Origin of the sequence: Streptomyces sp. NPDC088197 (assembly GCF_044741185.1) — a bacterium.
Lineage (GTDB): Bacteria > Actinomycetota > Actinomycetes > Streptomycetales > Streptomycetaceae > Actinacidiphila.
Genome location: NZ_JBIUSD010000002.1, coordinates 661,208 through 685,257, shown reverse-complemented (window position 1 = coordinate 685,257; position 24,050 = coordinate 661,208). Strand labels below are relative to the sequence as shown.

Genomic DNA, 24,050 nt, shown 5'->3' with positions numbered 1-24,050 from the left:
GCGCGGCTGGACCTCAGCTCTTGTCCAGGCCCAGGGACCGCTTCAGGAAGTCCACTTGGAGCAGCAGCAGATTCTCCGCGACCTGCTCCTGCGGCGTCATGTGCGTGATGCCGGACAGCGGCAGCACCTCGTGCGGGCGGCCCGCGGCGAGCAGGGCGGTGGACAGCCGCAGGCTGTTGGCCACCATCACGTTGTCGTCGGCCAGGCCGTGGATGATCATCAACGGCCTGGCGGGCTCGGCGAGTTCGGTGATGCCGTCCCGCGTGACCACCGAATTCGCCTCGTACACGCCCGGCCGCTCGCCGGGCTGCCCCAGGTAACGCTCGGTGTAGTGCGTGTCGTAGAGCCACTGGTCGGTCAACGGCGCGCCCGAGACGCCCGCGTGGAAGACGTCCGGACGGCGCAGCACCGCCGCGGCGGCCAGCGTGCCGCCGAACGACCAGCCGCGAATGGCCACCCGGCCCAGATCCAGCGGATACGTCCCCGCCAGCGCGTGCAGCGCGGCGATCTGGTCGGTCAGCGACACCTCGATCAGCTTGTCCGCCATGGCCTTCTCCCAGCCGGGGGAGCGCCCCGGGGTGCCGCGGCCGTCCGCGACGATCACCGCGAAGCCCTGGTCGGCGAACCACTGCGAGACCACATGCGCGTTGTGCGCCGCCTGCACCCGCTGGCCGTGCGGGCCGCCGTACGGGTCGAGCAGCACCGGCAACGGTCCGTCGCCCTCGGTGTATCCGCTCGGCAGCAGGACGGCGGCCGGGATGCGGTCCTCGCCCGCCTCGGTCAGCCGCGCCCTGGCGGTCAGCGACGGCGTCTGCGCGTACGAGGCGATATCCGCGATCTGCTCGCCGTCGCGCAGCACCCGCGCCGTGCGCCCCGGACGGTCCGGCGTCGCCGAGTGCAGCACCGTCACCCGCCCCGAGCGCGTCGCGGTGTGCACGCCCGGCTCGGTCGAGACGCGCTCCACGCCCCGCTCGCTCACCCGCAGCACATGCAGCTCGCCGATCTCCGGCTCGGCGGCGGCGGCGCCCGCCGACGCGGCGATCAGCACGTCCTCGTCGCCGACGTCCAGCACCGCCCGCACATGCGACTCGGGACCGGTCAGCGCCCGGTCGCCGACCATCAGCACCCGTACGTCGCCCTCGTCGGCGATCCGCACCAAGGTGCCGTCGGACGTGGTGGCGGGGACGCCGGGGAAGAGATCCAGCCAAATTCGATCTTCCTCCGTGCGCAGCGTCCGCGTCGTACCGGTCGCGATGTCCACGTTCAGGTAGAGCTGTTCGCGCTGGTCGCGGGCCTGCACCAGCAGGACCGGCGGACCGGCCGCCGACCAGTGGACGGCCGCCAGGTACGGGTAGCGCTCCCGGTCCCACTCCACGTCCACCCGGGAGCCGTCCAGGCCGAGCAGCGCGAGCGTCACCACCGCGTTGTCCGTACCGGCGGCCGGGTAGGCCACCTCGGCCGGCGGGCGCTCGGGGTGCGCCGGGTCGGAGATCCACCAGCGGCCGACCGGTGACTCGTCCACCCGCGCGGCGAGCACCGCGGAGCTGTCCGGCGCCCACCAGAAGCCGCGGCTGCGCGACATCTCCTCGGCGGCGATGAACTCCGCCAGCCCCCAGAACACCGACTCGCCGTCCGGCTCCGCCAGCGCCCTGTCGTCCGTGCCCGAGGCCGCCACGACCCGCAGCGCGCCGCCCGAGGCGTACGCCACCCACCGGCCGTCCGGCGAGGGCCGCGGATCGACCACGGGTCCCGGCACCGTCAACTCCCGTGCCCCCGCGGCCCCCGGCAGCAGCCCGGCGGTGAACAGCCGCCCGGAGAGCGCGAAGGCGGCCAGCGACACCGTGTCGTCCACCGCGTAGCCCACGACGCCCGCGGAGCCCTCCCGGCTGCGCTCCCTGCGCGCCCGCTCGGCCGCCGACAGCTCCTCCTGGCCGCCGCCGAGCAGCGCCGCGGGGTCGGCCGCCGCGTACTCCGTGCCCGCGCCCTCGCCCGCCCCTTCTTCCCGCAGGTCACGGACCCACAGCAGATGTGACGGGTCGTCCCCGGCGCGGGATCTGAGGAACACCACCCGGCCGCCGTCGGGCGACACGGTGAAGGAGCGCGGGGCGCCGAGGGTGAACCGCTGCGTACGGGCGTGCTGTCGGGGGAATGAGAGCTGCGTCATATCCGTGACACTAGGCCGTACGTCCGACACTCGCCGTTCTTCCCGGGGACCGGCCGCCGCCGTACCTCCCCACCTGCGCCGGAGCACCACCGCGAGGACCGCGCCCGGTGGCTGGATCTGGTCATGCGCCCCCATGTGCTTCCGTGCCCCGACATATGCGGTGGCACGGAAAGTTATGATCAGTAGCCGTGGGTGGGTAATAAGCATGTGGCAACTGACATGACCCTGCGTACTGGGAGGTGAGCCGCTGTGGCACTCTCGATTTCGGCGGTGCTGCTGCTGCTGATCGTCGTCGTCCTGTTGATCCGCCGTTCCGGGCTCAAAGCCGGGCACGCGATCGCCTGTACGTTGCTCGGTTTCTACCTGGCGAGTTCAACCTGGGCGCCACAGATCACAGACCTCACCAACAACGTTGCGGGGATGATCTCGGACATCAAGTTCTGAGCGGCCCGTGCCGGGCTCGGTGAGCTGCGGGGAAGAGCGGTACGCCGGGGAGCCGTAGGCTTCCCTCATGACCGATCTTCCCGCGCGGCGTCTGCTGCTCGTCCACGCCCACCCGGACGACGAGACGATCAACAACGGCGCGACCATGGCCAAGTACGCGGCAGAGGGCGCCCTTGTCACCCTGGTCACCTGCACCCTCGGTGAAGAGGGCGAGGTGATCCCGCCCGAGCTGGCGCACCTGGCCGCCGACCGCGACGACACCCTCGGCGAGTACCGCATCGGTGAACTCGCGGCCGCGATGGCCGAGCTGGGCGTCACCGACCACCGCTTCCTCGGCGGCGCGGGCCGCTACCGCGACTCCGGGATGATGGGCGTCTCCCAGAACGACCGCGAGGACTGCTTCTGGCAGGCCGACCTGGACGAGGCGGCGGGACACCTGGCCGAGGTGATCCTCGACACCCGCCCGCAGGTGCTGGTCACGTACGACAGCAACGGCGGCTACGGCCACCCCGACCACATCCAGGCGCACCGGGTCGCGCTGCGCGGCTACGAACTGGCCGCCGAGCGGGGCCACCGGATCGCGCGGGTCTACGAGATCTGCACCCCGCGCTCGATCGTCGAGGCGGGCTTCGCGCGGCTGGCGGCGGCGGGCAAGGACTTCCCCTTCGGCGGGATCGCCTCCGTGGACGACGTGCCGGGTGTCGTCGACGACGACCTCGTCACCGTCACCGTCGACGGCGCCGACCACACCGGGCAGAAGACGGCCGCGATGCGCGCGCACGCCAGCCAGATCGCCGTGGACGGCCCCTTCTTCGCGCTCTCCAACGACCTCGGCCAGCCGTTCTTCGCCACCGAGCACTACCGGCAGGTGCGCGGCGAGGCCCTGACCGAGGGCCGCGGCGACGACCTCTTCCCCGCCGAGGGCGGTCCCGACTCCGACGGCGGTGCGCGGTGAGCCAGCCGCTGCGCGTGGTCGCGTACGTCGTCCTCGGTGTGCTCGGAGCGCTGGTCGCGGCGGCCGGGGCGCTCGTCCAGGCGGGCTGGTTCCCCGGCGGGCTGCTGCTGGGCCTCGCGGGCTGCGTGGCGGTCTTCTACGGCGGCGTGACGCTCACCCGCACCCGGCTCGGCGCGGTCGTGCCCGCCGGGGTCTGGCTGGTGTGCGTGATGCTGCTGAGCACCACCCGCCCCGAAGGTGACTTCCTGTTCGCGGCCGGACTCGGACCGTATGTGTACCTGCTCGGCGGGGCCATGGCGGGCGTGATCTGCGCCACCCTGCCCCAACTGCCCCCATCCGGGCCGAATACCGCCTGACTTGGCGGGCGGGGGCGGGCTCGTGGTTGGCTGAGACCGAGCGTTCCGCCGGACCAGAGTCGTCGTTACACGCCGGTCGGTATGGTGGTGCGCGCCGGCGAGCCGCCCGCGGAGAACCGTGACGGGTGGCGAAGCTAACCGGGAGAGCCTGCTTTGAGTCGTGAAACTGACAGTTCGTCGTCCGGGCCGCAGGGCCGCGGCGGTGCCGCGTACCCCTCGGGCACTCCGCCGTACGGCTCGCGCCCGTTTCCTTCGCTGCACCCGCAGGAGCGTCCGCGACCGGGCGGTACGCCCGAGCCGGCCGCCGCGCCCGAACCGCCGCCGGCCGACGAGCCGAAGACCGAGACGACGCTGACGACGCGCATCCGGATCAACATCCCCGGTTCGCGCCCGATCCCGCCGGTCGTGGTCCGCAAGCCGGTCGACGAGAACAACCCGGCGCCCGAGCCGCCCGCTCCCGAGCCCGCGCCCGCCGCGGAACCGGCCGCCGCCGAGGCGTCGGGCGAGCCGGAGCCGCAGCCGGAGAAGACCAGCGACTGGTTCGCGCCGCGCAAGTCCCAGGCCGGGCAGCCGGGTCCTGGCTCCGCTCCCGCCCCCGGCGCGGGTTCCGGCACGGGCGCCGGTCCTGCTGCCGGTGCCGGTGCGGGCTCCGGTGCGGGCGCCGACTCCCGTACCGGTTCGAGCCCGTACCCGTCGTCGGCCGCCGCGCCCGGTACGGCGTCCACGCCGTACCTCCCGCCGCCGGTCGGCACCCCGCAGGGCGGCGACCCTTCCGCGCGCGGCCCGCACGACACCCCGGCCGCCGGTGTCCCGTCGCTCTTCGCCGGGGAGTTCGGCCCGGAATTCGGTACGGAGCCGCAGCCGGAGCCGCCGTACGGCATCGACGCGTTCCCGCCCGGAGTGCCGCGGCCCGCGGGCACCTTCCCCGGACCCGACCCGTACGGCCGTCCCGAGGACCAGGGCCAGGGTCAGGGACAGAGCCAGGGTCAAGGGCAGGGCCAGGGGCAGGGTCCCGATCCGCTGAGCACCCCGTACGGCGCCCAGGCCGCCGCGGCCCCCTACGCGCCGCCCGCCGACGGGCCCAACAGCCCCTTCCCGGAGTACCAGCCGCCCGCGGGGCCGACCACCGGCCCGGTGACCGGCCACATGCAGGTGCCGCCCGCCGCCGACCAGCGCGGCCGGTCCGCCCCCTCCGCCTTCCGCCCGCCGACGCCCGGCGACGGACCCGGCCCCGAGGACACCAGCGGCGGCTTCCGCGCCCCGACGCCTCCCGGCGACGGGCTCGGTCCCGAGGACACCAGCGGCGGCTTCCGGCCGCCCGTCGTGCCGGACGGCCCGGGCGGACGGCTGTCGGACGACACGTTGGTCAGCGGTATTCCGGCCGTGCAGCCCGGAGGTCCGGGAGCGCGCACGCCGCGTGCGCCGGGCCCCGCCGCGCCCGTGCCGGGCGGCCCCGGCGCCGGTCCCGTGCCCGCCCCCGTCGTCGCCGAGCCGCGCGCGGCGCAGCCCGCGCCCGCCGCGCCGCGTCCGCCCGCGAAGAAGAAGGGCCGCTCCAAGGTGGCTCTGCTGGGCGTCGGGGTGTGCACCATCGCGGTGCTCGCGTACGGCGCCGGACTGCTGATGACCCACGGCGACGTGCCGAAGGGCACCACCGTGGTGGGCGTCGACATCGGCAACCAGAACAAGGGCGACGCGGTCAAGATGCTGGACACCGCGCTCGGTGACCGCAAGACCGCGCCGCTCGAACTGACCATCGGCGACCGTAAGTTGAGCCTCAAGCCGTCGGTGGCGGGCCTGTCGGTCGACACCGACGCGACGGTCCGGGGGGTCGCGCACTCCGACTACAACCCGGTCTCCGTCGTCGGCTCGCTCTTCGGCGGCAGCCGCGTCGCCGACCCGGTCATAGTCGTCGACGAGGACAAGCTGCGGGTCGCGCTCAAGTCACTGGCGGGCCAGAGCGGTTCGGGCTCCGACGGCATGGTCCGCTTCGCCGACGGCAAGGCCGTCCCGGTGGCGGGCACGTCCGGCCAGTCCTTCGACGTGAACGCCGCCGCGGCCAAGGTCGCCGCCGCGTACCGTACGCGCGCCGAGACCGGCTCCAACCCGGCCATCGCGCTGCCGGTCACGACCACCCCGCCGAAGGTCACCCAGGCCGAACTGGACGCCGCCGTCAACGGGTTCGGCAAGCGGGCCATGTCCGACTTCGTCGTCGTCCGGGCGGGCCTGAAGTCCATCAAGTTCGGGCCGATGAAGTCGATCCCGAAGTTCCTGACGATGGTGCCGGACGCGGACGGCAAGCTTCAGCCGCACATCGACCTCGCGGTCCTCAAGGGGCTCTACGGCGGCACGTTCGACACCGTCAAGCTCAAGGCGAAGGACGGCTCCACCAGGGCCGTCACCCCGCAGGACGTCGCGGACGCCCTGCTGCCCGCGCTGGACGCGACGGGCGCCAAGCGCGATGTGACCCTGCCGAACGTGGCGGGCTGAGACGGCCCCAGGGGTTCTCAGACGCCGGTCGGACTCGTCTCGTCGGCGCCGACCGGCACCGTCGCCGTCAGGCGGAAGCCGCCGTCGCCCGAGGGCGCGGTGCGCAGGGTGCCGCCGGCCAGGATGAGGCGCTCGGTCAGGCCGTTGAGGCCGTTGCCCGGGGTGTGGTGGGGAGCGGGGCCGCGGCCGTCGTCGGAGACGGTGAGGGTGGCGGCGGCGCCGTCCGCGCTGGTGCCCAGGGCGATCACGCAGGTGAGGGCGCCGCTGTGGCGGACGACATTGGTGACCGCCTCGCGCAGCGCCCAGGCCAGGGCGCCCTCGCCGTCCGGGGCGAGACCGGGCAGCCGGTCCGGCTGGTGGACGCGCGCGGCGATCCCGGCGGAGGCCAACGCGGAGCGCGCGGAGGCCAGTTCGGTGGCCAGCGTCGGGCGGCGGTAGCCGCTGACCGCCTCCCGTACGTCGACCAGCGCCTGCCTGCTGACCTTCTCGATGTCGGCGACCTGCCGCGCCGCGTCCTGCGGCCGGTCCGGCAGCATCCGCCCGGCCAGTTCGCTCTTGAGCGTGATCAGGGACAGTGAGTGCCCGAGCAGGTCGTGCAGGTCACGGGCGAGCCGCAACCGCTCCTCGGTGGCGGCCAGATGCGCTACCGTCTCCCGCGCCTCGCGCAACTCCCGCATGGTCCGGACGAGTTGCCGCACGCCCACCATCGCGAAGCCGCCGAGCAGGGCCGGGATGACCAGTGCCGGGTAGAGGTCGCCGCTGCTGTCGACCCAGGCGCCGACCCCGGCGAGTGCCGCCGTGACCGCGGGAATCGCCCACCGGGACTGCGTGCCCGGCAGCGACGCCCCGCAGGCGACGGCCACGTAGACGAACATCACCAGCCAGTCCTTGCCGAGCGTCGCGGACAGCGTGAAGGCGAGCGCGAGCTGGGCGGCGAGCACCCCGTACACCCAACGCTCCTGCATGTACGCGGTGTTGGTGCGCAGGAAGACGACGGCGAGGTAGGAGACGACGAAGACGAGCAGGCCGCAGCCGGCGACGACGGTGACCAGGGCGCCGTGGTGGCCGTCGGCCAGGTCGCTGACGGGGGAGCCGAGGTAGAGCAGCCAGATGCCGATCCACATCAGCTTCACCAACGCCTGGCCGCGGGTCTCGGGGGCGCGGCCCATGGCGGTGGTGTCCGCGTCCTCCACCGCCTGCCGCCACGGCGGCCAGGGCCGGTCCCGCGCCCGCGCCTGCTCCTCCGCCCGGTCCCGCGCCCGTGCCTGTGCCCGCCGCGCCTGCTCCTCCTTCGCCATCCGCGTCACGCCTTCTGCGTGTCCTTGCGGTACAGCCAGGCGGCCGTACCCGCGAAGAGCAGCAGGTAGAAGGCGAGGACGGCGATGTCACGGGCGTGCGGCGCGTTGCCGAACTCGATGGACTGGCCGAGCGCCGCGTACGGCCGTCCCGGCAGGTAGTCGGCCGTCGTCCGGAGCCAGTGCGGGAAGGTGGTGATCGGCACCCACAGACCGCCGAGCATCGCCAGGACGAAGTAGGCGAGCATCGAGACCGGCCGGGCGACGTCGGCCGTGGCCACGTATCCGATGGCGACGCCGAGCGCCGCGAAGACCATGCTGCCCGCCCAGGTCGCGCCCAGGATCGCGATCCACTGCCAGGCGTCGAGCCGGACGTTCTTCACGGTCGCGCCGAGGATCAGCACGATCAGGATCGACGGCAGGCTGACGGTCGCGGCGGAGGCGATCTTCGCGGTGACGTAGCCGCGGCCGGGCAGCGCGGTCAGCCGCAACTGCCGCACCCAGCCCTTCTCGCGCTCCCGCGCGATCCGCTCGGCGTTGCCCATCAGCACCGCCGTCATCGCGCCGAACGCCGCCATCGCGACCATGTAGTACGCGACCAGCGTGAGATTCAGGCCGTCGATCTTCTTCGTCCTGTCGGCGCCCGCCGTGATGATCAGGAAGAGCAGGCCCGGGTAGAGCACCGAGAAGAACATGAACTTGCGGTTCCGCAGGGTGCGGACGATCTCCAGTCTGACCAGGGTCTTCATCGGTTCTCCGCCTCCTCGGCGGACGCTGCGTCGGTGATGGCGAGGAAGGCCTGCTCCAGGCCGAGGCCCGAGACCTCCAGATTGCGCGGGTACAGGCCGAGCGCGTACACGGCGTGCGTCGTGGCGTCCGCGTCGTCGGAGCGGATGCGGACGGTCGGGCCGGTGATGTCGAGGCCGACGATGTGCGGCAGCGCGCCGAGCGCCCGCTCGTCCGGCGTGCCGTCCAGGTCGAAGGTGATCCGGCGGGCGCCCGCCCGCGCCTTGATCTCCGCGGCCGTCCCGTCGGCGATCAGCCGCCCCCGGTGCAGCACCAGGACGCGGTCCGCGATGGCGTCCGCCTCCTCCAGGTAGTGGGTGGCGAACAGCACGGTCCTGCCCTGCTCCACCTGGCCGCGCATCGTGGCCCAGAACGCCTGCCGCGCGCTGACGTCCATGCCGACCGTCGGCTCGTCCAGCACGATCAGGTCGTTCGCCCCGGCCGTCGCGAGCGCGAACCGTACGCGCTGCTCCTGACCGCCGGAGAGCTTGTTGACCTTGCGGTCGGCGATGTCGGCGATGTCGGCGCCGGCCAGCACCTCGTCCACCCGGTACGCCTTCGGGTGCAGGTCGCACGCCAGGCTCACCAGCTCCCGTACTGTCACGTCCTCCATCAGGCCGCCGCTCTGGAGCATCGCGCCCACCCGGCCCGCCGCGATGGCCTGCGCCGGGGTCGTGCCGAACAGCCGCACGCTCCCGCTGTCCGCGTTCCGCAGCCCCAGCATCAGGTCGAGCGCGGTCGACTTCCCCGCGCCGTTCGGGCCCAGCAGGGCCACCGTCTCGCCCGGGTGCAGCGTCAGGCTCAGCTCCGCGACGGCCCGCACCGGCCCGAAGCTCTTGTTCACATCGCTGAAGGCGACCACGGGCTCGCCCTTGACGGCGGCCCCCGGCCCGTTCGCGGTCGTCATCCCCATCGCGCTCATGCCACCAAGCTTCGCCCGCCCGCCCCTCGCCCGTGCAGTGCCGCGAGTCGTGTCTTCCCCATGACAGATGTCATACGGCGGTCCGCGTCCGGGTCCGGCTGTCACCGCCGGGTCCTCACGCTGTAACCATCCGTGCCGGGGGTGGGACGCCGGGCCTCCGCGCTCGGTACGGTCCGGCCACCGGGCGCCGCCGTGGCGCCTTCCTGGGGGGAGTCGACGTGACGCGTTCCGCTACGAGACGGGTGATCAGACGTACGGTGCCGGCGGCCGGGGTCGCGGTGGCCGGAGTGCTCCTGCTGGCCGCCTGCGGCGGGGGCTCGGGGGGTTCCAGGCCGTCCGCCACGGGGTCGGGCAAGGCCACCGGCAGTGCTTCTGCCGCCTCTCCGTCCGCCTCAGCCTCCGCCTCCGCCACTGGTGGCTCCGGCGGTGCCAATCCGGTCGACGGGCCGACCTTCTGCGCCTTCCTCGCCAAGGAGGGGCCCCGCATCAAGGACTCCGGCGCCCCCGCGGGCGCCAAGGCGTTCTTCGCCATCGACCTCGCCAACTGGATCGAGCAGCACCCCGATCAGAAGCCGCGCACCGCCGCCGATCTTGACGCTGCCGCTTTGGGCTCCTGCCCCAAATACCGTGCCACCGTCACCTCTGCCATGGGCGCCACCAGCTTCACCGAAGCCCTCGGCTAACCCCGCCGCGACCCCGCCCCCGGGCGGTTCTTCTGCGGGGCGGCGGGCCGATCTTTCCAGGGGGCGCGCCCTGGGGCGGTTCTTCTGCCGAGGGGCCAGCCACGTGTCTTTAGGGGCGCGGGGAACTGCGCGCTCAGCCCGCGCGGTGGCGCGCCTCTGAGAACCGGCCCCAGCGGGGCAGATGCTGTTGTTTTCGGGCTGAAAGCCCGGTGGGGGCGGGCCGCGCAGTTCCCCGCGCCCCTCAAAAGATCGGCCAGCCGCCTTGGCGGAAGGACCGCCTCGGGGCCGCGCCCCTCAAAAGATCGGCCAGCCGCCCCGGCAGGAGGACCGCCTCGGGGCCGCGCCCCTCAAAAGATCGGCCAGCCGCCCTGGCAGAAGGACCGTCTCGGGGGCGCGCGCCCAGAAAGGATCGGCCCACCGGCCTGGTGAGGGAGCGGTCTGGGGGGGGCGAGCCCTGGAAGGGGGGGCGGGCGACCGGGCGGGGAACCGTTGTGGGGGGAGGGCGGAGCCCTAGGGTGGGGGGATGAGGAGAAGCGTCCGGGTGCTGCTCGCGGAGGATCAGTCGATGGTGCGAGAAGCACTGGCGACGCTCCTCGGCCTCGAAGAGGACCTCGAGGTCGTCGCCCAGGTGGCCCGCGGCGACGAGGTGCTGGCGGCGGCCAGGACGCACCGCCCGGACGTGGCGCTGCTGGACATCGAGATGCCGGGCCTGACCGGCATCGAGGCGGCGGCGCGCCTCCGCGAAGAGCTGCCGGAGGTCAAAATCGTGATCGTCACGACCTTCGGCCGCCCCGGCTATCTGCGCAGAGCGATGGAATCGGGCGCGGAGGCGTTCCTGGTCAAGGACGCTCCGGCGGCCCAACTGGCCGACGCCGTACGGCGGGTGCTGCGCGGCGAGCGCGTCATCGACCCCACGCTGGCCGCCGCGGCGCTCGCCGACGGCGCCGACCCGCTGACGGCCCGCGAGCGCGAGGTGCTGCGGGCCGCCGCCGACGGTTCGGTCAACGCCGACATCGCGCGCGGCCTGCTGCTGTCGGAGGGCACGGTCCGCAACTACCTGTCGACCGCGATCCAGAAGACGGGCGCGCGCAACCGCGCGGAGGCGGTCCGTATCGCCCGCGAAAAGGGCTGGCTCTAAACGGCGGGGCTCAGTTCAGCAGCGCCCGCGCCGCGCGGGCCTTGCGGCGGATCTTCTCCGCGGTCTCCGGGTCGAAACCGCCGATCAGTTCGGCGTACTCGTCAAGGGCCGCGGCGCCGCCGGTGAAGTCGCCGAGGCGGACGAGGAGTTGGGCGCGCTCGTAGCGCAGGCGGGCCGGGTGGCGGGGGAGGAGCAGGGCGAGGTCGATCGTCCACAGCTCGACGGCGGCCTGTTCGAGGCGGGCGGACGCCCAGGCGCGGATGTTGTTCAGGACGCGGTGCACGGTGTCCAGCGGATCGGCGGGCGTGAGCATGCCGGGAGCCAGCGGGGCGCCGGTCGCGCCCGCGACCAGGAGTTCCGCGTCGGGCCCCGACAGCACCCGGCCGCCCTCGAAGGGGTCGACCAGGACGTACGCGCCCGCCGGATCGCCGAAGCCGACGACGTAGTGGCCGGGCAGCGCGACCCCGTACACCGGCGCGCCGGCCCGGCGGGCGACCTCCGTCCAGACCACCGACAGCAGGATCGGCAGCCCGCGCCGCCGCCGCAGCACCTGCTGGAGCAGCGACGACGAGAGCTTCTGGTAGTCGCCGGGCTCGCCGTGGAAGCCCAGCCGGGCCCCGAGCAGCCGGTGCAGGGCGGTCGCCCACTCCAGCGGCGTCGTCAGGCCGTACGGGAGCATCCCGGCGAGCCGGTCCAGCTCGATCTGGGCCGCGTCGATCGCGACGCCGTCCAGCGCCGGGTCGGCCTCCGCGCCGATCAGCAGGCACAGCTCGGCCAGGTCGGGGCGCTCCTCGCGCGCCGCCGCCGCGAACCGTTCCCGTACGTCCGCGCTCATACCGAGGGGCGCCGGTAGTGGTAGCCGTGGTGGTCGGTGAAGCCGAGCCCGTCGTAGAGCGCGCGGGCCGCCTCGTTGTCGGCCTCCACCTGGAGGTACGCGCTCCTCGCGCCCTCGTCGGCGGCGCGCCGGGCGAGCGCGCCCATGACGGCGGTCGCCAGGCCCCTGCGGCGGTGCGAGGGCGCCACCTCGACCGCGCCGAACAGCACCCACGGCCCGTCGACCACGGCCCGCCCGATGGCGCCGGGGGCGGTCGCGAACCACACCGAGGGCCCGCCGGAGACCACCTTCAGCGCCGCGTCGGCGAGCGAGCCGGTGCGGTGGTAGGCGGCCAGCCACGCCGCGTCGGGCGTCCGGGACAGCGTGACGGCCTCCGCGCCCGGCAGCCGGGTGAGCGGCGCCAGCGGCGCGACCCTGACCAGCGTGTCCGCCTCCCGTACCCACCCGCGGCGCTCCAACTCGGCCGCGTAGGGCGAGGTGTCGGGCACCTGGAGATACGGTGTCGTGCCCCGCGCCCCGTACCAGCCGACGACGTGGTCGAGCGCGGCGTCCAGCGGGCGGTCGGGATCGCCGTCCACCAGGACGGAGTTGGCGCGGCGGGTGAAGCCCTCCCGCCGCCCGCCGCCCTTGTCCTGCTCCGCTTCTCGCTCGCCCGCGACGGCCGAGCGCAGCGTCCACCGGCCCAGCGGCTCGGTCTCGGTGGCGGGCCAGGCGCGCGAGGCGAACGCCTCAAGCTCCTCGGGGGACGCGGACGTCACACGCGACATTCTCCGTGCCGGCGGGGTGGGCGGCACCACCTTCCCCGCGACGAGGAGCGATTCGGCGATGCGTACCGTTTCCCCGGACCTCCGCGTGACGCACACCACTCCCGCATCCCACGATACGAGAACACCGACCGTATCGGTGAACGTAGGATGCCCGTCGGTGATCTCCAGAACCTGCCGTACCGATACGCGTTTTCCCACGTCAGACGGGGTAATCCGGATCACGAGCCGCGCTCCGGAAGAGAAATCCCCTGCCATGCGTGCCCCTCCTGTTCGGATCGTGCTCAGGAACGGAGATACTAGGTGCGGGCATCGACGACGCCGCGCTCCCGCGCGAGATGAGCCCTATCGAGGAGGAACGACAGCGTGACCTACGTCATCGCGCAGCCTTGTGTCGACCTGAAGGACAAGGCGTGCATCGAAGAGTGCCCGGTCGACTGTATCTACGAGGGCTCCAGGTCCTTGTACATCCACCCGGACGAATGCGTCGACTGCGGCGCCTGTGAGCCGGTCTGCCCCGTCGAGGCGATCTTCTACGAGGACGACACCCCGGAGGAGTGGAAGGACTACTACAAGGCGAACGTGGAGTTCTTCGACGAACTGGGGTCGCCCGGCGGCGCGTCCAAGCTCGGTCTCATCGAGCGCGACCACCCCTTCATCGCAGCGCTGCCCCCGCAGAGCCAGGACCACTGATCCCGGTCGGGCAGTCTCCGCCCGGCCCCGTACGGCGCACCGAGCCACGCTCGGCGCTGTGCGGGGCCGCGGCGTACGTCCGTCATGGACATTTCGATCACGGACCATCGATCGACAAGCGAGAGTGAGCACGTGAGCATCTCCGCCCGCCTCCCGGTCTTCCCGTGGGACCGCCTGGAGCCCTACAAGGCGACGGCCGTCGCGCACCCGGACGGTGTGGTCGACCTGTCGGTGGGGACCCCGGTGGACCCGGTGCCCGAGGTGATCCGGCGCGCGCTCGCCGCCGCCGCCGACAGCCCCGGCTATCCGCTGACGTACGGCACGCGCGCGCTGCGCGAGGCCGCCGCCGGATATCTCAGCCGCTGGCACGGCGTGAGCGGCGCCGACCCGGCGAACATCCTGCCGCTGCTCGGCTCCAAGGAACTGGTCGGCTGGCTGCCGACGCTGCTGGGCATCGAGGCGGGCGACCGGGTCGCGTACCCGCGGCTCGCCTACCCGACGTACGAGATCGGCGCGCTGGTGGCCCGCGCGGAACCGGTCACGTACGACGACCCGGTGACCGAACTCGGCCCGGACGGCCTGAAGCTGCTCTGGCTCAACAGCCCGTCCAACCCCACGGGCCGCGTGCTGTCCGCCGCCGAGCTGCGCCGGATCGTGGCGTGGGCGCGCGAGCACGGGGTGCTCGTGGTGTCCGACGAGTGCTACATCGAGCTGGGCTGGGAGGGTACGGAGCCGGTCTCCGTACTGCACCCGGACGTGTGCGGGGACAGCCACGCGGGGCTGATCGCCGTCCACTCGCTGTCCAAGCGGTCCAACTTCGCGGGCTACCGCGGCGCCTTCCTCGCCGGTGACGCGTCCGTCGTCGCCGGTCTGCTGGAGGTCCGCAAGCACGTCGGCATGATCGTGCCCGCGCCCGTACAGGCCGCGATGGTCGCCGCGCTCGACGACCGCGAGCACGCGGTGGAGCAGAAGGAGCGGTACGCGCGCCGCCGCGCCGCCCTGCGGACCGCCTTCGAGGGCGCGGGTTTCCGGATCGAGCACAGCGAGGCCAGCTTGTACCTGTGGGCGACCCGCGCGGAGAACTGCTGGGACACCGTCGGCGACCTGGCCAAGCGCGGCATCCTGGTGGCGCCCGGCGAGTTCTACGGGCCGACGGGCGAGCGGTTCGTCCGGATCGCCTTCACGGCGGTCGACGAGCGGGTGGCGGCGGCCGTCGAGCGGCTGCGCTGAACCGCTCCCGCTGAATCCCTCCCGCTGAACCGCTTCCGCTGAACCGCTTCCGCTGAACCGCTTCCGCCGGGCTGACCCGACCAGGCCGGCCTGAGGCCGCCTCGCCGGTCTGAGAGCCCTGCCCGGCAGACACGCGCGGGGGCCGGGAGCGGTCGCTCCCGGCCCCCGCGCGCGTGCGGTTCGGCGATCAGCCCAGGGGGAGGCCCTTGAGCGGCAGCATGTCGGTGGTGGGCAGCGCGCCGGCCGGCAGTTGGCCGGTGTTGGGGAGCGCGGAGACCGGCAGCGTCTCGGTGTGCGGGGCGACGCCACCGGCGGACTCGGCGGTCTGGCCGACGATCCGGCCCGCGGAGTCGGCGGCGTCGCCCGCGGCCTTCTGCGCGGCCGGGGCGGCGGTCCTGCTCGCGGTGCCCACGATGCGGCCGGTGGCCGGGAGCGTGGTCTTCATCGCCTGGGTACCGGCCTGCCCGGCCACCCCGGTGGCCTGCTGGGAAGCGCTGTCCAGCGTGTTGCCGACATTGGCGCCGTCCAGATTGCTCAGCCCGCCCAGGTCCGTCGGCGGCAGCGCGGCGGCCTGCGCGGCGCCCGCTCCGATCAGCGGCGCGGCGGCGGCGCCGATCAGCAGGGCGGCCTGGGCGAAGCGGCGGGTCAGGGGGAGGGACATGGTGCTCCTTTTACGGAGTTGGCTCCGTGAGGGGACGTATTGCGTCCGCCGGGCGGACGTCGTGACTACCGCTCAAGGAGCCCGAAGGTTGCGGTCGTTCGAGGTAAAGAGTTGGCAATGTGTCGCATTATAGGAATCCGACAGATCGGATATAGCGGACAGCTCATATGACTTTGATGAAACGTCACATCCCTGCTGCGGCAAGGGAATTGCCATCAAGTCGAGCGGTTTTCCCGCAGCCCGCGTTTGACCGCGGGAGCGGGCACTTCCGAGTGAATGCGCGCACTATTGCGCGACGGTGATCCGTACGTATCCGTCCGGCTTGACGGCCGCGGAACCCTGCGCGCCGCCCGCTTTCTGCTTCTGCCAGCCCTTGCCGGACTGCGCCGCGGCCCACTTCTGACCGCCGAAGGTCACCTGCTCGACCTTCAGGTCCTGCGCGTGCGCCACCGCCCACTGCGCCAGCTCCCAGCCGCGCCGGGTGCCGTCGCCCTCCGCCGCGCCGCCCGCGGGCCTGGCGGGCACCGCGACCGTACGCGGCTCGTCGGCCGCCACCGGCTTCACCTGGCTGCCGAACTCCCGCGTCAGCCTGGCCGTGACCTGCGACGTACTGCCCAGCTTGCCGCCCGCGCTGAAGGGCGTGTCCGAGCCCGTCGTACAGCTCAGCGCGCCCGCCTTGCGGCCGTACAGCGCCGCCGACAGCAGCGTCGCGTCCGCCTCGTGCTTCGCGTACGCCTGGGGGAAGCCGCTCTTCTGCACGCGCTGCGCCGCCACGGTCAGCGGCAGCCGCGAATAGCCCTCGATCTTCACCAGGCCGTCGAAGAAGGCGTTCGTCGAGTACACCGGGTCCTGGACCTGCTGCGCGGTGCCCCAGCCCTGCGAGGGGCGCTGCTGGAACAGTCCGAGCGAATCCCGGTCGCCGTGATCGAGATTGTCCAGCCGTGACTCCTGCAACGCCGTGGCCAGGGCTATGGTGAGCGCCCTTTCCGGCAGCCCGCGCGAGGTGGCCACGGCGGCGATCGTCGTCGCGTTCGCCGCCTGCGACGGGCTCATGTCCAGCGTGTCGCCGTCCGCCGTCACTGTGCAGTCCGCGCTTTCCGGCGCTTTGTTCTCCTCCGCGGCGCGGTAGAGGCCATAGGTGGCGAGCCCCAGCAACACCACGGCCGCTGTGGCGATCCTGCGGCCCCGGCGCTTGCGCTTGGGGGGCTTCTGAGGGGGGGAGCTGGGCACGCGCCGAGCGTACCGAAGGCGGCGGGTCCCGAATGACCTACGACGGCGCCGTCTTCGGCTTTCTCCTCCGTGCGCGTGAACAGGGCAGGCGGCCGGGGCCTTCGGGGCATCCGGGCCCGAGGCCCTACGCTCGGCGTATGCGCAGCGAACTCGACCTCAGCCAGGATGCCGCTCGGCTCACCGCCCAACTCGTGGACGTGCCGTCCGTGAGCCAGCAGGAGAAGGCGCTGGCGGATCTGGTGGAGGAGGCGCTGCGGGGGCTGCCGCACCTGACGGTGGACCGGGACGGCGACGCGGTGGTGGCGCGGACCCGGCTCGGGCGCGCCGAGCGGGTGGTGCTCGCGGGCCACATCGACACCGTGCCGATCGCGGACAACCTGCCGTCGCGGCTGGACGAGAACGGCCTGCTGTGGGGCTGCGGCACCTCGGACATGAAGGCGGGCGTGGCGGTGCAGCTGCGGCTGGCGGCGACCCTGACCGCGCCGAACCGCGACCTGACCTACGTCTTCTACGACGCCGAGGAGATCGCGGCCGAGTTCAACGGACTCAAGCGGCTGGTCGAGCGGCACCCCGAGTGGCTGGCCGGGGACTTCGCGGTGCTGATGGAGCCGACCGACGGCAAGGTCGAGGGCGGCTGCCAGGGCACCCTGCGGATCCGGGTCGAGACCACCGGCCGCCGGGCGCACTCGGCGCGGAGCTGGCTCGGGGACAACGCCATCCACAAGGCCGCGCCGATCCTGGACCGGCTCGCCGCGTACGAGCCCCGCCGGGTCGTCATCGACGGCCTGGAGTACCGCGAGGGGCTGAACGCGGTGCGGGTCGAGGGCGGCCACGCGGGCAATGTGATCCCCGACTCCTGCGCGGTGACCGTCAACTTCCGCTTCGCGCCCGACCGGAGCGAGGCCGAGGCGCTCGCGCACGCCGAGGAGGTCTTCGACGGCTTCACCGTGGTGCTTACCGACAGCGCGCCGGGCGCGCTGCCCGGCCTCGCGCACCCGGCCGCCGCCGCCTTCGTGCGCGCCATCGGCACCGAACCCGCTCCCAAGGACGCCTGGACCGACGTGGCCCGCTTCTCCGCGCTCGGCGTGCCCGCGGTGAACTACGGCCCCGGCGACCCCAAGCTCGCCCACGCCCGAGAGGAGCACGTCGCGGTCGCCGCCGTGCTGGAGGCCGAGGAGCGGCTGCGCGGCTGGCTCACCGACTGACCGGGCCCGATCCCGCGGCCCCGGCGACCGCCCCGCCTCACTCGTCCGATTGATCCGGCGAAAGGCGGAGCAACCGAACAGGGGTGCCCATCGGTCTTCCCTCGCGGCATGGTGTGATCGGAGCCGTAGGGATCGGTTGGGGGAAGAGGCGTGTCGTGGGACTGACCAGCAGAGGATTCGCCGTACTGCTCCTCGTCGTCGCGGTGGCCGCGGTGGCGGGCGCGGTGCTGCTCTGGCCGCGGGTACGGGGCCCGCGGCCGGTACGGGTCGTCGCCCGCGTCGGGATGATCGTGCTCTGTCAGGTCACCGCGATCTTCGTGGTGATGGTCACGGTCAACAACGACTACGGCTTCTACGCGTCCTGGGACGACCTGCTCGGCAACGCCAACAGCGGCGGCAAGTCCGTCGCGGGCCCCACCGCCACGCCCACCCCCACCAAGCCCGACTACCGGGTCAAATTCGCCTCGTACTCCCAAGGCTTCGAGAAGGCCACCGTGCGCGGCTGGAAGTCCGGGACGAAGGGCGACGTCATCGTCTGGACGCCGCCGCAGTACAAGAAAAAGGAGTTCGCGCACACCCGCTTCCCCGTCATAGAGGTCCTGCACGGCATACCCGGCACCCCGCACAGCTTCCTGCGCGGGATGCGGCTCGGCCAGATCATGCAGGGCGAGATCACCGCCGGCCGCGCCGAGCCCGCGATACTCGTGCTGCCCACCATCACCCCGGACCGGGCCAACACCGGCTGCGCCGACGTGCCGGGCAAGAGCAAGGTCGGCACCTGGCTCACCGACGACGTGGCGCAGACGATCGCGCACAATTTCCGTACGCTCCCGGCGCCGCGCGGCTGGGCCGTGATGGGCATATCGACCGGCGGCTACTGCGCGGTGCGGATGGCGCTCGAGCACCCCGACCGGTTCGTGGCCGCCGCCGCGATGGCCCCGGACAATCCGGCCGAGTCCGCCCGCGGTGTCCGCTCGCCGCTGTGGCTGGCCCAGAACACCCGCCCCGACGTGCACATCCTCATCGAGTCCAGCAAGCAGGACCCGGAGAGCCCGCCGAAATTCGGCGACTGGATCACCGCCGCCGTCCGGCCGCCCACCTCGGTCAGCACGCTGCGGATCGACCGCGGCGGGCACAACTGGAAGACCTGGGGCGGAATGTTCCCCGCGGCCTTCACCTGGGTCAGCGCCCGCCTCGAAGCGCCCCGGGCGGTCCCATTGGCGCCGTCCGCCGCACCATGATGCGTACGCTTCCCGTATGACTGACTCACACACGGGAGCGGCCGGGCAGAGTCCGGACGCGCAGGAGGCGGCTGCCGCGGCCAACGAGGCGGCGGAGACCGTGCTGACCGGCAAGGGCTGGCCGGAACGGCACACGGGCCCTGTCGTACGGCGGCGCGGCCAGGTGCAGGCGGGGACCACCGATCAGCGGTTGCTGGACAGTCGAGGAGAGTCGGACTGGGTGCACGGCGACCCGTGGCGTGTGATGCGGATCCAGTCGGAATTCGTCGAGGGCTTCGGCGCCCTGGCCGAACTCGGCCCCGCCGTCAGCGTCTTCGGCTCCGCCCGCACCCCGGTGGACTCGCGTGAGTACGCGGCGGGCGTACGGATCGGCCGCGCCCTGACCGAGGCCGGTTTCGCCGTCATCACCGGCGGCGGCCCCGGCGCGATGGAGGCCGCCAACAAGGGCGCGCTCGAAGCGGGCGGCATCTCGGTCGGCCTCGGCATCGAGCTGCCCTTCGAGCAGGGCCTCAACTCCTATGTCGACATCGGCGTGAACTTCCGCTACTTCTTTGTCCGAAAGACGATGTTTGTGAAGTACGCGCGGGGATTCGTCGTGCTCCCCGGCGGCTTCGGCACCCTCGACGAACTCTTCGAGGCGCTCACCCTCGTCCAGACCAAGAAGGTCACCCGTTTTCCGATCGTGCTCTTCGGCACCGAGTACTGGGGCGGCCTGGTCTCCTGGATCCGCTCCACGCTCGTCGCGGGCGGCAAGGCGTCCGCGGCCGACCTGGAGCTGTTCCACGTCACGGACGACGTGGACGAGGCCGTGGCGCGGGTGACGAAGGAGAGCGCCTAGGGCCTCGCAGGGCCCCTGGCCCCCGCCTCGCAGACCCCTGGCCCCCGCCCAGCGGGCCCCTAGGCCAGGCCCCTGCGGGCCACGGCGGGCGGGCGGTGGCCCGCGATCGAGGCCACCATCTCCAGCACCTGACGGGTCTCGGCGACCTCGTGGACGCGGTACACCCGCGCCCCGAGCCACGCCGACACCGCCGTGGTGGCCAGCGTGCCGATCAGCCGCTCCTTGACCGGCCGGTCGAGCGTCTCCCCGACGAAGTCCTTGTTCGACAGGGAGACCAGCACCGGCCACCCCGTCGCCGTCATCTCCGGCAGCCGCCGGGTCGCCTCCAGCGAGTGCCGGGTGTTCTTGCCGAAGTCGTGGCCCGGGTCGATCAGAATCCCGTCACGCGGCACGCCCAGCGCCGCCGCCCGCTCGGCCAGCCCCACCGTCACCCGCAGGATGTCGGCCATCACGTCCTCGTACCCCACCCGGTGCGGCCGGGTCCGCGGCTGGGCGCCGCCCGCGTGCGTGCACACCAGCCCCACGCCGTACCGCGCCGCGACCTCCGCCAGCCGCGGGTCCACCCCGCCCCACGCGTCGTTCAGCAGGTCGGCGCCCGCCTCGCACACCGCCTCGCCGACCTCGTGCCGCCAGGTGTCCACGCTGATCACCACATCCGGGTGGCGGCGGCGCACCTCCGCCACGAAGGCGACCGTGCGGCGGATCTCCTCCGCCGCCGAGACCTCCTCGCCGGGGCCCGCCTTCACCCCGCCGATGTCGATGATCGCCGCGCCCTCCGTGACGGCGCCCGCGACCCGCTCCAGCGCGGGTTCGTCGGTGAAGGTGGCGCCCTGGTCGTAGAACGAGTCCGGCGTACGGTTCACGATCGCCATGATCACCGGCTCCCGCTCGCCGAATTCGCGGGTCCCCAACCGAAGTGCCACTGCCGCTCCTCATCTCAGACTCATGCGATCGTGGCACGATCGTGCCTGACACGTAGGCCGGACCCCGGGAGATCGAGTTGTTCTGGTTCATGCTCATCGCGCTGGTCGCGGTGGTCGCCGCCGTCGCGATGGCCGTACTCGGTGACGGCGGCACCCTGCGGGACTCCGAACCCGACCGGATCGACGACCGGCTGCCCGCCGACCGCCCGCTCATCAGGTCCGACATCGACGCCGTCCGGCTGCCGATCGCCGTACGCGGCTACCGCATGCTGGACGTCGACGAGGTGCTGGACCGGCTCGGGGCGGAACTCGCCGAGCGGGACGCCAGGATCGCCGACCTGGAGGCCGTGCTGGCCGGGGCGCGGGCCGACGCGGTCGGCGCCCCCGTGACGCCGTCCCTGGACAAGGACGAGACGCCGCGGGACGACACCGGTGAGTGACGCGATCGTCGGGCCCGACGGACTCGCGCGCTGCCCCTGGGGGCTGTCCGCGCCGGATTACGTGGCCTACCACGACACCGAGTGGGGGCGGCCCGTGCACGGGGACGACGCCCTGTTCGAGCGGACCTGCCTGGAGGCGTTCCAGTCCGGGCTGTCCTGGATCACGATCCTCCGTCGCCGCGAGGGGTTCAGGGCCGCCTTCGACGGCTTCAAGATCGACGCGGTCGCGGGCTTCACGGCGCAGGACGAGGCGCGGCTGCTGCTCGATCCCGGGATCATCCGCAACCGGGCGAAGATCGCCGCCTCCGTCGCCAACGCGCGGGCCGCGCAGGCCCTGCGCGACAGCTACGACGGCGGGCTCGACGCCCTCATCTGGTCCTTCGCGCCCGACCCCGCGACCCGCCCGGCCCCGCGCCGCCTCGCCGACGTGCCCGCCACCACCCCCGAGTCGGTGGCTCTCGCCAAGGCGCTCAAATCCCACGGCTTCCGCTTCGTCGGCCCCACCACCGCCTACGCCCTGATGCAGGCCTGCGGCCTGGTCAACGACCACCTCGCCGACTGCTCCGCCCGCTAGGGCCCGTCCGGACGGGCCGGAGGTCGCGCCGCACCCGCGTCCCCTTCAGCCCGTCCGGCGATCGAGGACCGGCCGGAGCGGCGACGGGCGTCCCGCGTCAGCGGCCCACGTAGCGCGGGGGCTGCTTGGCCACGAAGGCGTTGACCGCGATGCGGTGGTCCTCGGCGGCTCCGGCCAGGGTCTGGAGCTCGTCCTCCTTGGCGAGGGTGGAGAGCAGGGAGTGGGCGGCCCCGTGGGCGAGGGACGCCTTGATGGCGGCGTAGGCGACGGTCGGCCCCTCGGCCAGCCGCCGGGCCACGGCGACGGCCTCGGCGGGAAGATCCGCGGCGGGCACGACCCGGTTGGCGATCCCGAGGTCGTACGCCTCCGCGGCCCCCACCGAGCGCGGGAAGAGCAGGAGATCCGAGGCCCGGCTGTGCCCGACCAGCCGCGGCAGCGTCCACGACACACCCGAGTCCGCGCTGAGCGCCACCCCGGCGAAGGACGTGTTGAAGGCGGCGGTGTCCGCCACGATCCGGTAGTCCGCGGCGAAGGCGAACCCGGCCCCGGCGCCCGCGGCGACCCCGTTCACCCCCGCCACCACCGGCTTGGGCATCGTCGCGATCGCGGTGACGATCGGGTTGTAGTGCTCGGCCACCGTCGTGAGCCCGCCGCCCGCCGCCAGCGTCGCCAGATGCTCCTTGAGGTCCTGTCCGACGCAGAAGGCCCGCCCGGTCGCGGTGAGCAGCACCGCCCGCACCGCGGTGTCCTCGGCCGCTTCCCGCAAGGCGTCCCGCAGGGTGTTCTTCGTGTCCGTGTCGAGCGCGTTCATCGCCTCGGGACGGTTGAAGGTGACGGTCGCGAGCCCGTCGCTCACCTCGTACAGAACGCTGTCGGCCATGGCTGAACCCCTTCGTCGCGGCATCGGTCCTGGCCAGAATGCCGGACTTCACGGCACCCCGACATGTGACGTACGTCAAACGTCCGACCGAACCGATACCCTTCGGGAACCCGGTCGATCACTGTCCACTCGCCGAATTGGCCGGTTTTGGGGAGGGCCCATGCTGAACGTAGTGCGACCGATGTTGGTCATCGGGTCGATAGATGCGGGATAATGGCCGAGAACCAATGTGTTCGAGTCCGAGCTGGTTTCAGGAAGGGGAACGAGCATGGCGGCCATGAAGCCGCGGACGGGTGACGGCCCGCTCGAGGTGACCAAGGAGGGGCGGAGCATCATCATGCGCGTTCCGCTTGAGGGCGGCGGGCGGCTTGTTGTCGAGCTGACCCCGGACGAGGCGGATGCCCTCGGCGACGCGTTGAAGAAGGCCATCGCCTGAGACCAGCGGTCCCATAAATCGTCGCGGCCCCGTACACGGAATGTCGTGTACGGGGCCGCCGTCGTTTTCCTGCGCGCGCCGCCGCGTCACTTCCGGCGCACCGCGCACAGCAGACCGTCGTCGGTCGGCAGCAGGACGGGGGAGAGCCGGGGGCTGTCCCGGACCGCGCGCATCAGCTCGCGCAGCCGCACCGACTCGGCGTCCTGGTGGGCGGCGTCCAGCGCGCGCCCGCGGGCGAAGGCGCCCTCGAAGCAGACCAGGCCGCCGATCCGCAGCAGCCGCAGCGCCTCGTCGAGGTAGTCCAGGTACTCCAGCCGGTCGGCGTCGCAGAAGACCAGGTCGTAGCCGCCGTCGGTGAGCCGGGGAAGCACGTCCAGGGCCAGGCCGGGGATGACGCGGGAGCGGTTGGCGGCGAAACCGGCCTCGCGGTACGCCTCGCGCGCGAGCTGAAGGCGGTCCGGCTCGGTGTCGACGGTGGTCAGGATGCCGTCGGGGCGCATGCCGCGCAGCAGGTGGATGCCGGAGACCCCGGTGCCGGTGCCGATCTCGACGACGGACTTCGCGTCCCCCGTGGCGGCCAGCAGCCGCAGGGCCGCACCGGTGCCGGGCGAGACGGGCCGCAGACCGGCCGCGTGGGACCGGGCGCGGGCGCGTATGAGGGCGTCGTCCTCGGCGACGAACGCGTCGGCGAACGCCCAGCTCGCCTGCCGGTTGCCGGTAATGTCCCTCTCCCTGTCCCCGGGTCGATCCCTGTCGTAGGTGCAGCCCGCCCGGCGACTGTATCCGCTGGGGGCGGGAACCCGCTGATGGGACTGTGCGTTATCCGTAAGGACGGCTACCGGCGGGAGAAGGCCCCGGCTCTCCCCGCCG

General features: G+C 73.0%; 25 protein-coding genes. 14 read left to right on the top strand and 11 right to left on the bottom strand.

Features of this window, described 5'->3' with window-relative positions:
- Positions 1 to 13: 13 nt before the first annotated feature.
- Positions 14 to 2,164, bottom strand: coding sequence for a prolyl oligopeptidase family serine peptidase (locus ACIOC1_RS07725; protein WP_401852563.1), 2,151 nt, complete (start codon positions 2,162 to 2,164; stop codon positions 14 to 16).
- 249 nt (positions 2,165 to 2,413) lie between these two features.
- Here ACIOC1_RS07725 and ACIOC1_RS07720 point away from each other — a divergent pair, with 249 nt between their 5' ends.
- From ACIOC1_RS07720 to ACIOC1_RS07705, 4 genes are all read left to right on the top strand, one after another.
- A complete protein-coding gene (locus ACIOC1_RS07720) occupies positions 2,414 to 2,608 on the top strand; it encodes a hypothetical protein (RefSeq protein WP_355348242.1) in 195 nt (64 codons plus the stop codon).
- A 67-nt stretch (positions 2,609 to 2,675) separates the two neighbouring features.
- On the top strand, positions 2,676 to 3,563 hold the full coding sequence (mshB, locus tag ACIOC1_RS07715; RefSeq protein WP_391161658.1) for an N-acetyl-1-D-myo-inositol-2-amino-2-deoxy-alpha-D-glucopyranoside deacetylase: 888 nt from the start codon (positions 2,676 to 2,678) through the stop codon (positions 3,561 to 3,563).
- Complete coding sequence (locus tag ACIOC1_RS07710; RefSeq protein WP_317453004.1) at positions 3,560 to 3,919, top strand: DUF6113 family protein; 360 nt, start codon at positions 3,560 to 3,562, stop codon at positions 3,917 to 3,919. The genes mshB and ACIOC1_RS07710 overlap by 4 nt, the downstream gene beginning before the upstream one ends.
- A 153-nt stretch (positions 3,920 to 4,072) precedes the next feature.
- Positions 4,073 to 6,406, top strand: coding sequence for a hypothetical protein (locus ACIOC1_RS07705; RefSeq protein ID WP_401852560.1), 2,334 nt, complete (start codon positions 4,073 to 4,075; stop codon positions 6,404 to 6,406).
- Between the two features lie 17 nt (positions 6,407 to 6,423).
- Here ACIOC1_RS07705 and ACIOC1_RS07700 read toward each other — a convergent pair whose 3' ends face one another.
- The 3 genes from ACIOC1_RS07700 to ACIOC1_RS07690 all read right to left on the bottom strand — a co-directional run bounded on the left by ACIOC1_RS07700 (position 6,424) and on the right by ACIOC1_RS07690 (position 9,400).
- Positions 6,424 to 7,575 (bottom strand): sensor histidine kinase, encoded by a 1,152-nt coding sequence (locus ACIOC1_RS07700; RefSeq protein WP_401722249.1) that lies wholly within the window; start codon positions 7,573 to 7,575, stop codon positions 6,424 to 6,426.
- A gap of 134 nt (positions 7,576 to 7,709) precedes the next feature.
- Complete coding sequence (locus tag ACIOC1_RS07695; protein WP_355348229.1) at positions 7,710 to 8,450, bottom strand: ABC transporter permease; 741 nt, start codon at positions 8,448 to 8,450, stop codon at positions 7,710 to 7,712.
- Positions 8,447 to 9,400: an ABC transporter ATP-binding protein gene (locus ACIOC1_RS07690; RefSeq protein WP_401852790.1), complete on the bottom strand. Its 954-nt coding sequence runs from the start codon at positions 9,398 to 9,400 to the stop codon at positions 8,447 to 8,449. The genes ACIOC1_RS07695 and ACIOC1_RS07690 overlap by 4 nt, the downstream gene beginning before the upstream one ends.
- A gap of 227 nt (positions 9,401 to 9,627) precedes the next feature.
- On the opposite strand from ACIOC1_RS07690, the gene ACIOC1_RS07685 reads away from it, so the two are divergent.
- Together ACIOC1_RS07685 and ACIOC1_RS07680 are read left to right on the top strand one after the other, a co-directional pair.
- Entirely contained in the window at positions 9,628 to 10,092 is a 465-nt protein-coding gene (locus tag ACIOC1_RS07685) for a hypothetical protein (RefSeq protein WP_401852557.1), read from the top strand.
- Positions 10,093 to 10,615: 523 nt separating this feature from the next.
- Positions 10,616 to 11,230: a response regulator transcription factor gene (locus ACIOC1_RS07680; RefSeq protein WP_355348223.1), complete on the top strand. Its 615-nt coding sequence runs from the start codon at positions 10,616 to 10,618 to the stop codon at positions 11,228 to 11,230.
- A 10-nt stretch (positions 11,231 to 11,240) separates the two neighbouring features.
- On the opposite strand, the gene ACIOC1_RS07675 is transcribed toward ACIOC1_RS07680, so the two are convergent.
- Positions 11,241 to 12,065 carry a transglutaminase-like domain-containing protein gene (locus ACIOC1_RS07675; protein ID WP_355348220.1) on the bottom strand — a complete coding sequence of 275 codons (825 nt, stop codon included), beginning with the start codon at positions 12,063 to 12,065 and terminating at the stop codon, positions 11,241 to 11,243.
- The gene (locus tag ACIOC1_RS07670; protein ID WP_401852554.1) at positions 12,062 to 12,823 is read right to left on the bottom strand and encodes a GNAT family N-acetyltransferase; all 762 of its coding nucleotides are present in this window, start codon (positions 12,821 to 12,823) and stop codon (positions 12,062 to 12,064) included. Before ACIOC1_RS07670 ends, ACIOC1_RS07675 begins: the two co-directional genes overlap by 4 nt.
- A gap of 372 nt (positions 12,824 to 13,195) precedes the next feature.
- On the opposite strand from ACIOC1_RS07670, the gene fdxA reads away from it, so the two are divergent.
- Positions 13,196 to 13,522, top strand: a complete 327-nt coding sequence (gene fdxA / locus ACIOC1_RS07665; protein ID WP_355348214.1) for a ferredoxin — start codon at positions 13,196 to 13,198, stop codon at positions 13,520 to 13,522.
- Between the two features lie 132 nt (positions 13,523 to 13,654).
- The gene (dapC, locus tag ACIOC1_RS07660) at positions 13,655 to 14,752 is read left to right on the top strand and encodes a succinyldiaminopimelate transaminase (protein ID WP_401852551.1); all 1,098 of its coding nucleotides are present in this window, start codon (positions 13,655 to 13,657) and stop codon (positions 14,750 to 14,752) included.
- 187 nt (positions 14,753 to 14,939) lie between these two features.
- Here dapC and ACIOC1_RS07655 read toward each other — a convergent pair whose 3' ends face one another.
- The gene (locus tag ACIOC1_RS07655) at positions 14,940 to 15,413 is read right to left on the bottom strand and encodes an ATP-binding protein (protein ID WP_355348208.1); all 474 of its coding nucleotides are present in this window, start codon (positions 15,411 to 15,413) and stop codon (positions 14,940 to 14,942) included.
- Between the two features lie 285 nt (positions 15,414 to 15,698).
- Positions 15,699 to 16,643: a heavy metal transporter gene (locus ACIOC1_RS07650; protein ID WP_391049305.1), complete on the bottom strand. Its 945-nt coding sequence runs from the start codon at positions 16,641 to 16,643 to the stop codon at positions 15,699 to 15,701.
- Positions 16,644 to 16,780: 137 nt separating this feature from the next.
- Between ACIOC1_RS07650 and dapE the strand changes: the two genes are divergently transcribed.
- From dapE to ACIOC1_RS07635, 3 genes are all read left to right on the top strand, one after another.
- The gene (dapE, locus tag ACIOC1_RS07645; protein ID WP_391161651.1) at positions 16,781 to 17,848 is read left to right on the top strand and encodes a succinyl-diaminopimelate desuccinylase; all 1,068 of its coding nucleotides are present in this window, start codon (positions 16,781 to 16,783) and stop codon (positions 17,846 to 17,848) included.
- Positions 17,849 to 18,003: 155 nt separating this feature from the next.
- The gene (locus ACIOC1_RS07640) at positions 18,004 to 19,089 is read left to right on the top strand and encodes an alpha/beta fold hydrolase (RefSeq protein ID WP_355348199.1); all 1,086 of its coding nucleotides are present in this window, start codon (positions 18,004 to 18,006) and stop codon (positions 19,087 to 19,089) included.
- Between the two features lie 16 nt (positions 19,090 to 19,105).
- Positions 19,106 to 19,927 carry a TIGR00730 family Rossman fold protein gene (locus ACIOC1_RS07635; protein ID WP_355348196.1) on the top strand — a complete coding sequence of 274 codons (822 nt, stop codon included), beginning with the start codon at positions 19,106 to 19,108 and terminating at the stop codon, positions 19,925 to 19,927.
- Positions 19,928 to 19,986: 59 nt separating this feature from the next.
- On the opposite strand, the gene folP is transcribed toward ACIOC1_RS07635, so the two are convergent.
- Positions 19,987 to 20,799 carry a dihydropteroate synthase gene (gene folP, locus ACIOC1_RS07630; protein WP_401852787.1) on the bottom strand — a complete coding sequence of 271 codons (813 nt, stop codon included), beginning with the start codon at positions 20,797 to 20,799 and terminating at the stop codon, positions 19,987 to 19,989.
- A gap of 128 nt (positions 20,800 to 20,927) precedes the next feature.
- On the opposite strand from folP, the gene ACIOC1_RS07625 reads away from it, so the two are divergent.
- A complete protein-coding gene (locus tag ACIOC1_RS07625) occupies positions 20,928 to 21,290 on the top strand; it encodes a DivIVA domain-containing protein (RefSeq protein WP_391161649.1) in 363 nt (120 codons plus the stop codon).
- Positions 21,283 to 21,864 (top strand): DNA-3-methyladenine glycosylase I, encoded by a 582-nt coding sequence (locus ACIOC1_RS07620; RefSeq protein ID WP_391049310.1) that lies wholly within the window; start codon positions 21,283 to 21,285, stop codon positions 21,862 to 21,864. Before ACIOC1_RS07625 ends, ACIOC1_RS07620 begins: the two co-directional genes overlap by 8 nt.
- Before the next feature lie 97 nt (positions 21,865 to 21,961).
- Here the strand turns inward: ACIOC1_RS07620 and ACIOC1_RS07615 are convergent, their stop codons facing one another.
- Positions 21,962 to 22,744 carry an enoyl-CoA hydratase/isomerase family protein gene (locus ACIOC1_RS07615; RefSeq protein WP_401852547.1) on the bottom strand — a complete coding sequence of 261 codons (783 nt, stop codon included), beginning with the start codon at positions 22,742 to 22,744 and terminating at the stop codon, positions 21,962 to 21,964.
- 268 nt (positions 22,745 to 23,012) lie between these two features.
- Here ACIOC1_RS07615 and ACIOC1_RS07610 point away from each other — a divergent pair, with 268 nt between their 5' ends.
- The gene (locus tag ACIOC1_RS07610; RefSeq protein WP_069464762.1) at positions 23,013 to 23,180 is read left to right on the top strand and encodes a DUF3117 domain-containing protein; all 168 of its coding nucleotides are present in this window, start codon (positions 23,013 to 23,015) and stop codon (positions 23,178 to 23,180) included.
- An 86-nt stretch (positions 23,181 to 23,266) separates the two neighbouring features.
- Here ACIOC1_RS07610 and ACIOC1_RS07605 read toward each other — a convergent pair whose 3' ends face one another.
- The gene (locus ACIOC1_RS07605; protein WP_355348344.1) at positions 23,267 to 23,902 is read right to left on the bottom strand and encodes an O-methyltransferase; all 636 of its coding nucleotides are present in this window, start codon (positions 23,900 to 23,902) and stop codon (positions 23,267 to 23,269) included.
- Positions 23,903 to 24,050 lie beyond the last annotated feature (148 nt).

What these genes read in the sequence shown, in the direction of transcription:
- ACIOC1_RS07725 (WP_401852563.1), bottom strand. Translation starts at nt 2,164, where the DNA reads ATGACGCAGCTCTCATTCCCCCGACAGCACGCCCGTACGCAGCGGTTC.
- mshB (WP_391161658.1), top strand. Translation starts at nt 2,676, where the DNA reads ATGACCGATCTTCCCGCGCGGCGTCTGCTGCTCGTCCACGCCCACCCG.
- ACIOC1_RS07700 (WP_401722249.1), bottom strand. Translation starts at nt 7,575, where the DNA reads ATGGGCCGCGCCCCCGAGACCCGCGGCCAGGCGTTGGTGAAGCTGATG.
- ACIOC1_RS07695 (WP_355348229.1), bottom strand. Translation starts at nt 8,450, where the DNA reads ATGAAGACCCTGGTCAGACTGGAGATCGTCCGCACCCTGCGGAACCGC.
- ACIOC1_RS07690 (WP_401852790.1), bottom strand. Translation starts at nt 9,400, where the DNA reads ATGGGGATGACGACCGCGAACGGGCCGGGGGCCGCCGTCAAGGGCGAG.
- ACIOC1_RS07680 (WP_355348223.1), top strand. Translation starts at nt 10,616, where the DNA reads ATGAGGAGAAGCGTCCGGGTGCTGCTCGCGGAGGATCAGTCGATGGTG.
- ACIOC1_RS07675 (WP_355348220.1), bottom strand. Translation starts at nt 12,065, where the DNA reads ATGAGCGCGGACGTACGGGAACGGTTCGCGGCGGCGGCGCGCGAGGAG.
- ACIOC1_RS07655 (WP_355348208.1), bottom strand. Translation starts at nt 15,413, where the DNA reads ATGTCCCTCCCCCTGACCCGCCGCTTCGCCCAGGCCGCCCTGCTGATC.
- dapE (WP_391161651.1), top strand. Translation starts at nt 16,781, where the DNA reads ATGCGCAGCGAACTCGACCTCAGCCAGGATGCCGCTCGGCTCACCGCC.
- ACIOC1_RS07635 (WP_355348196.1), top strand. Translation starts at nt 19,106, where the DNA reads ATGACTGACTCACACACGGGAGCGGCCGGGCAGAGTCCGGACGCGCAG.
- folP (WP_401852787.1), bottom strand. Translation starts at nt 20,799, where the DNA reads ATGGCGATCGTGAACCGTACGCCGGACTCGTTCTACGACCAGGGCGCC.
- ACIOC1_RS07615 (WP_401852547.1), bottom strand. Translation starts at nt 22,744, where the DNA reads ATGGCCGACAGCGTTCTGTACGAGGTGAGCGACGGGCTCGCGACCGTC.
- ACIOC1_RS07610 (WP_069464762.1), top strand. Translation starts at nt 23,013, where the DNA reads ATGGCGGCCATGAAGCCGCGGACGGGTGACGGCCCGCTCGAGGTGACC.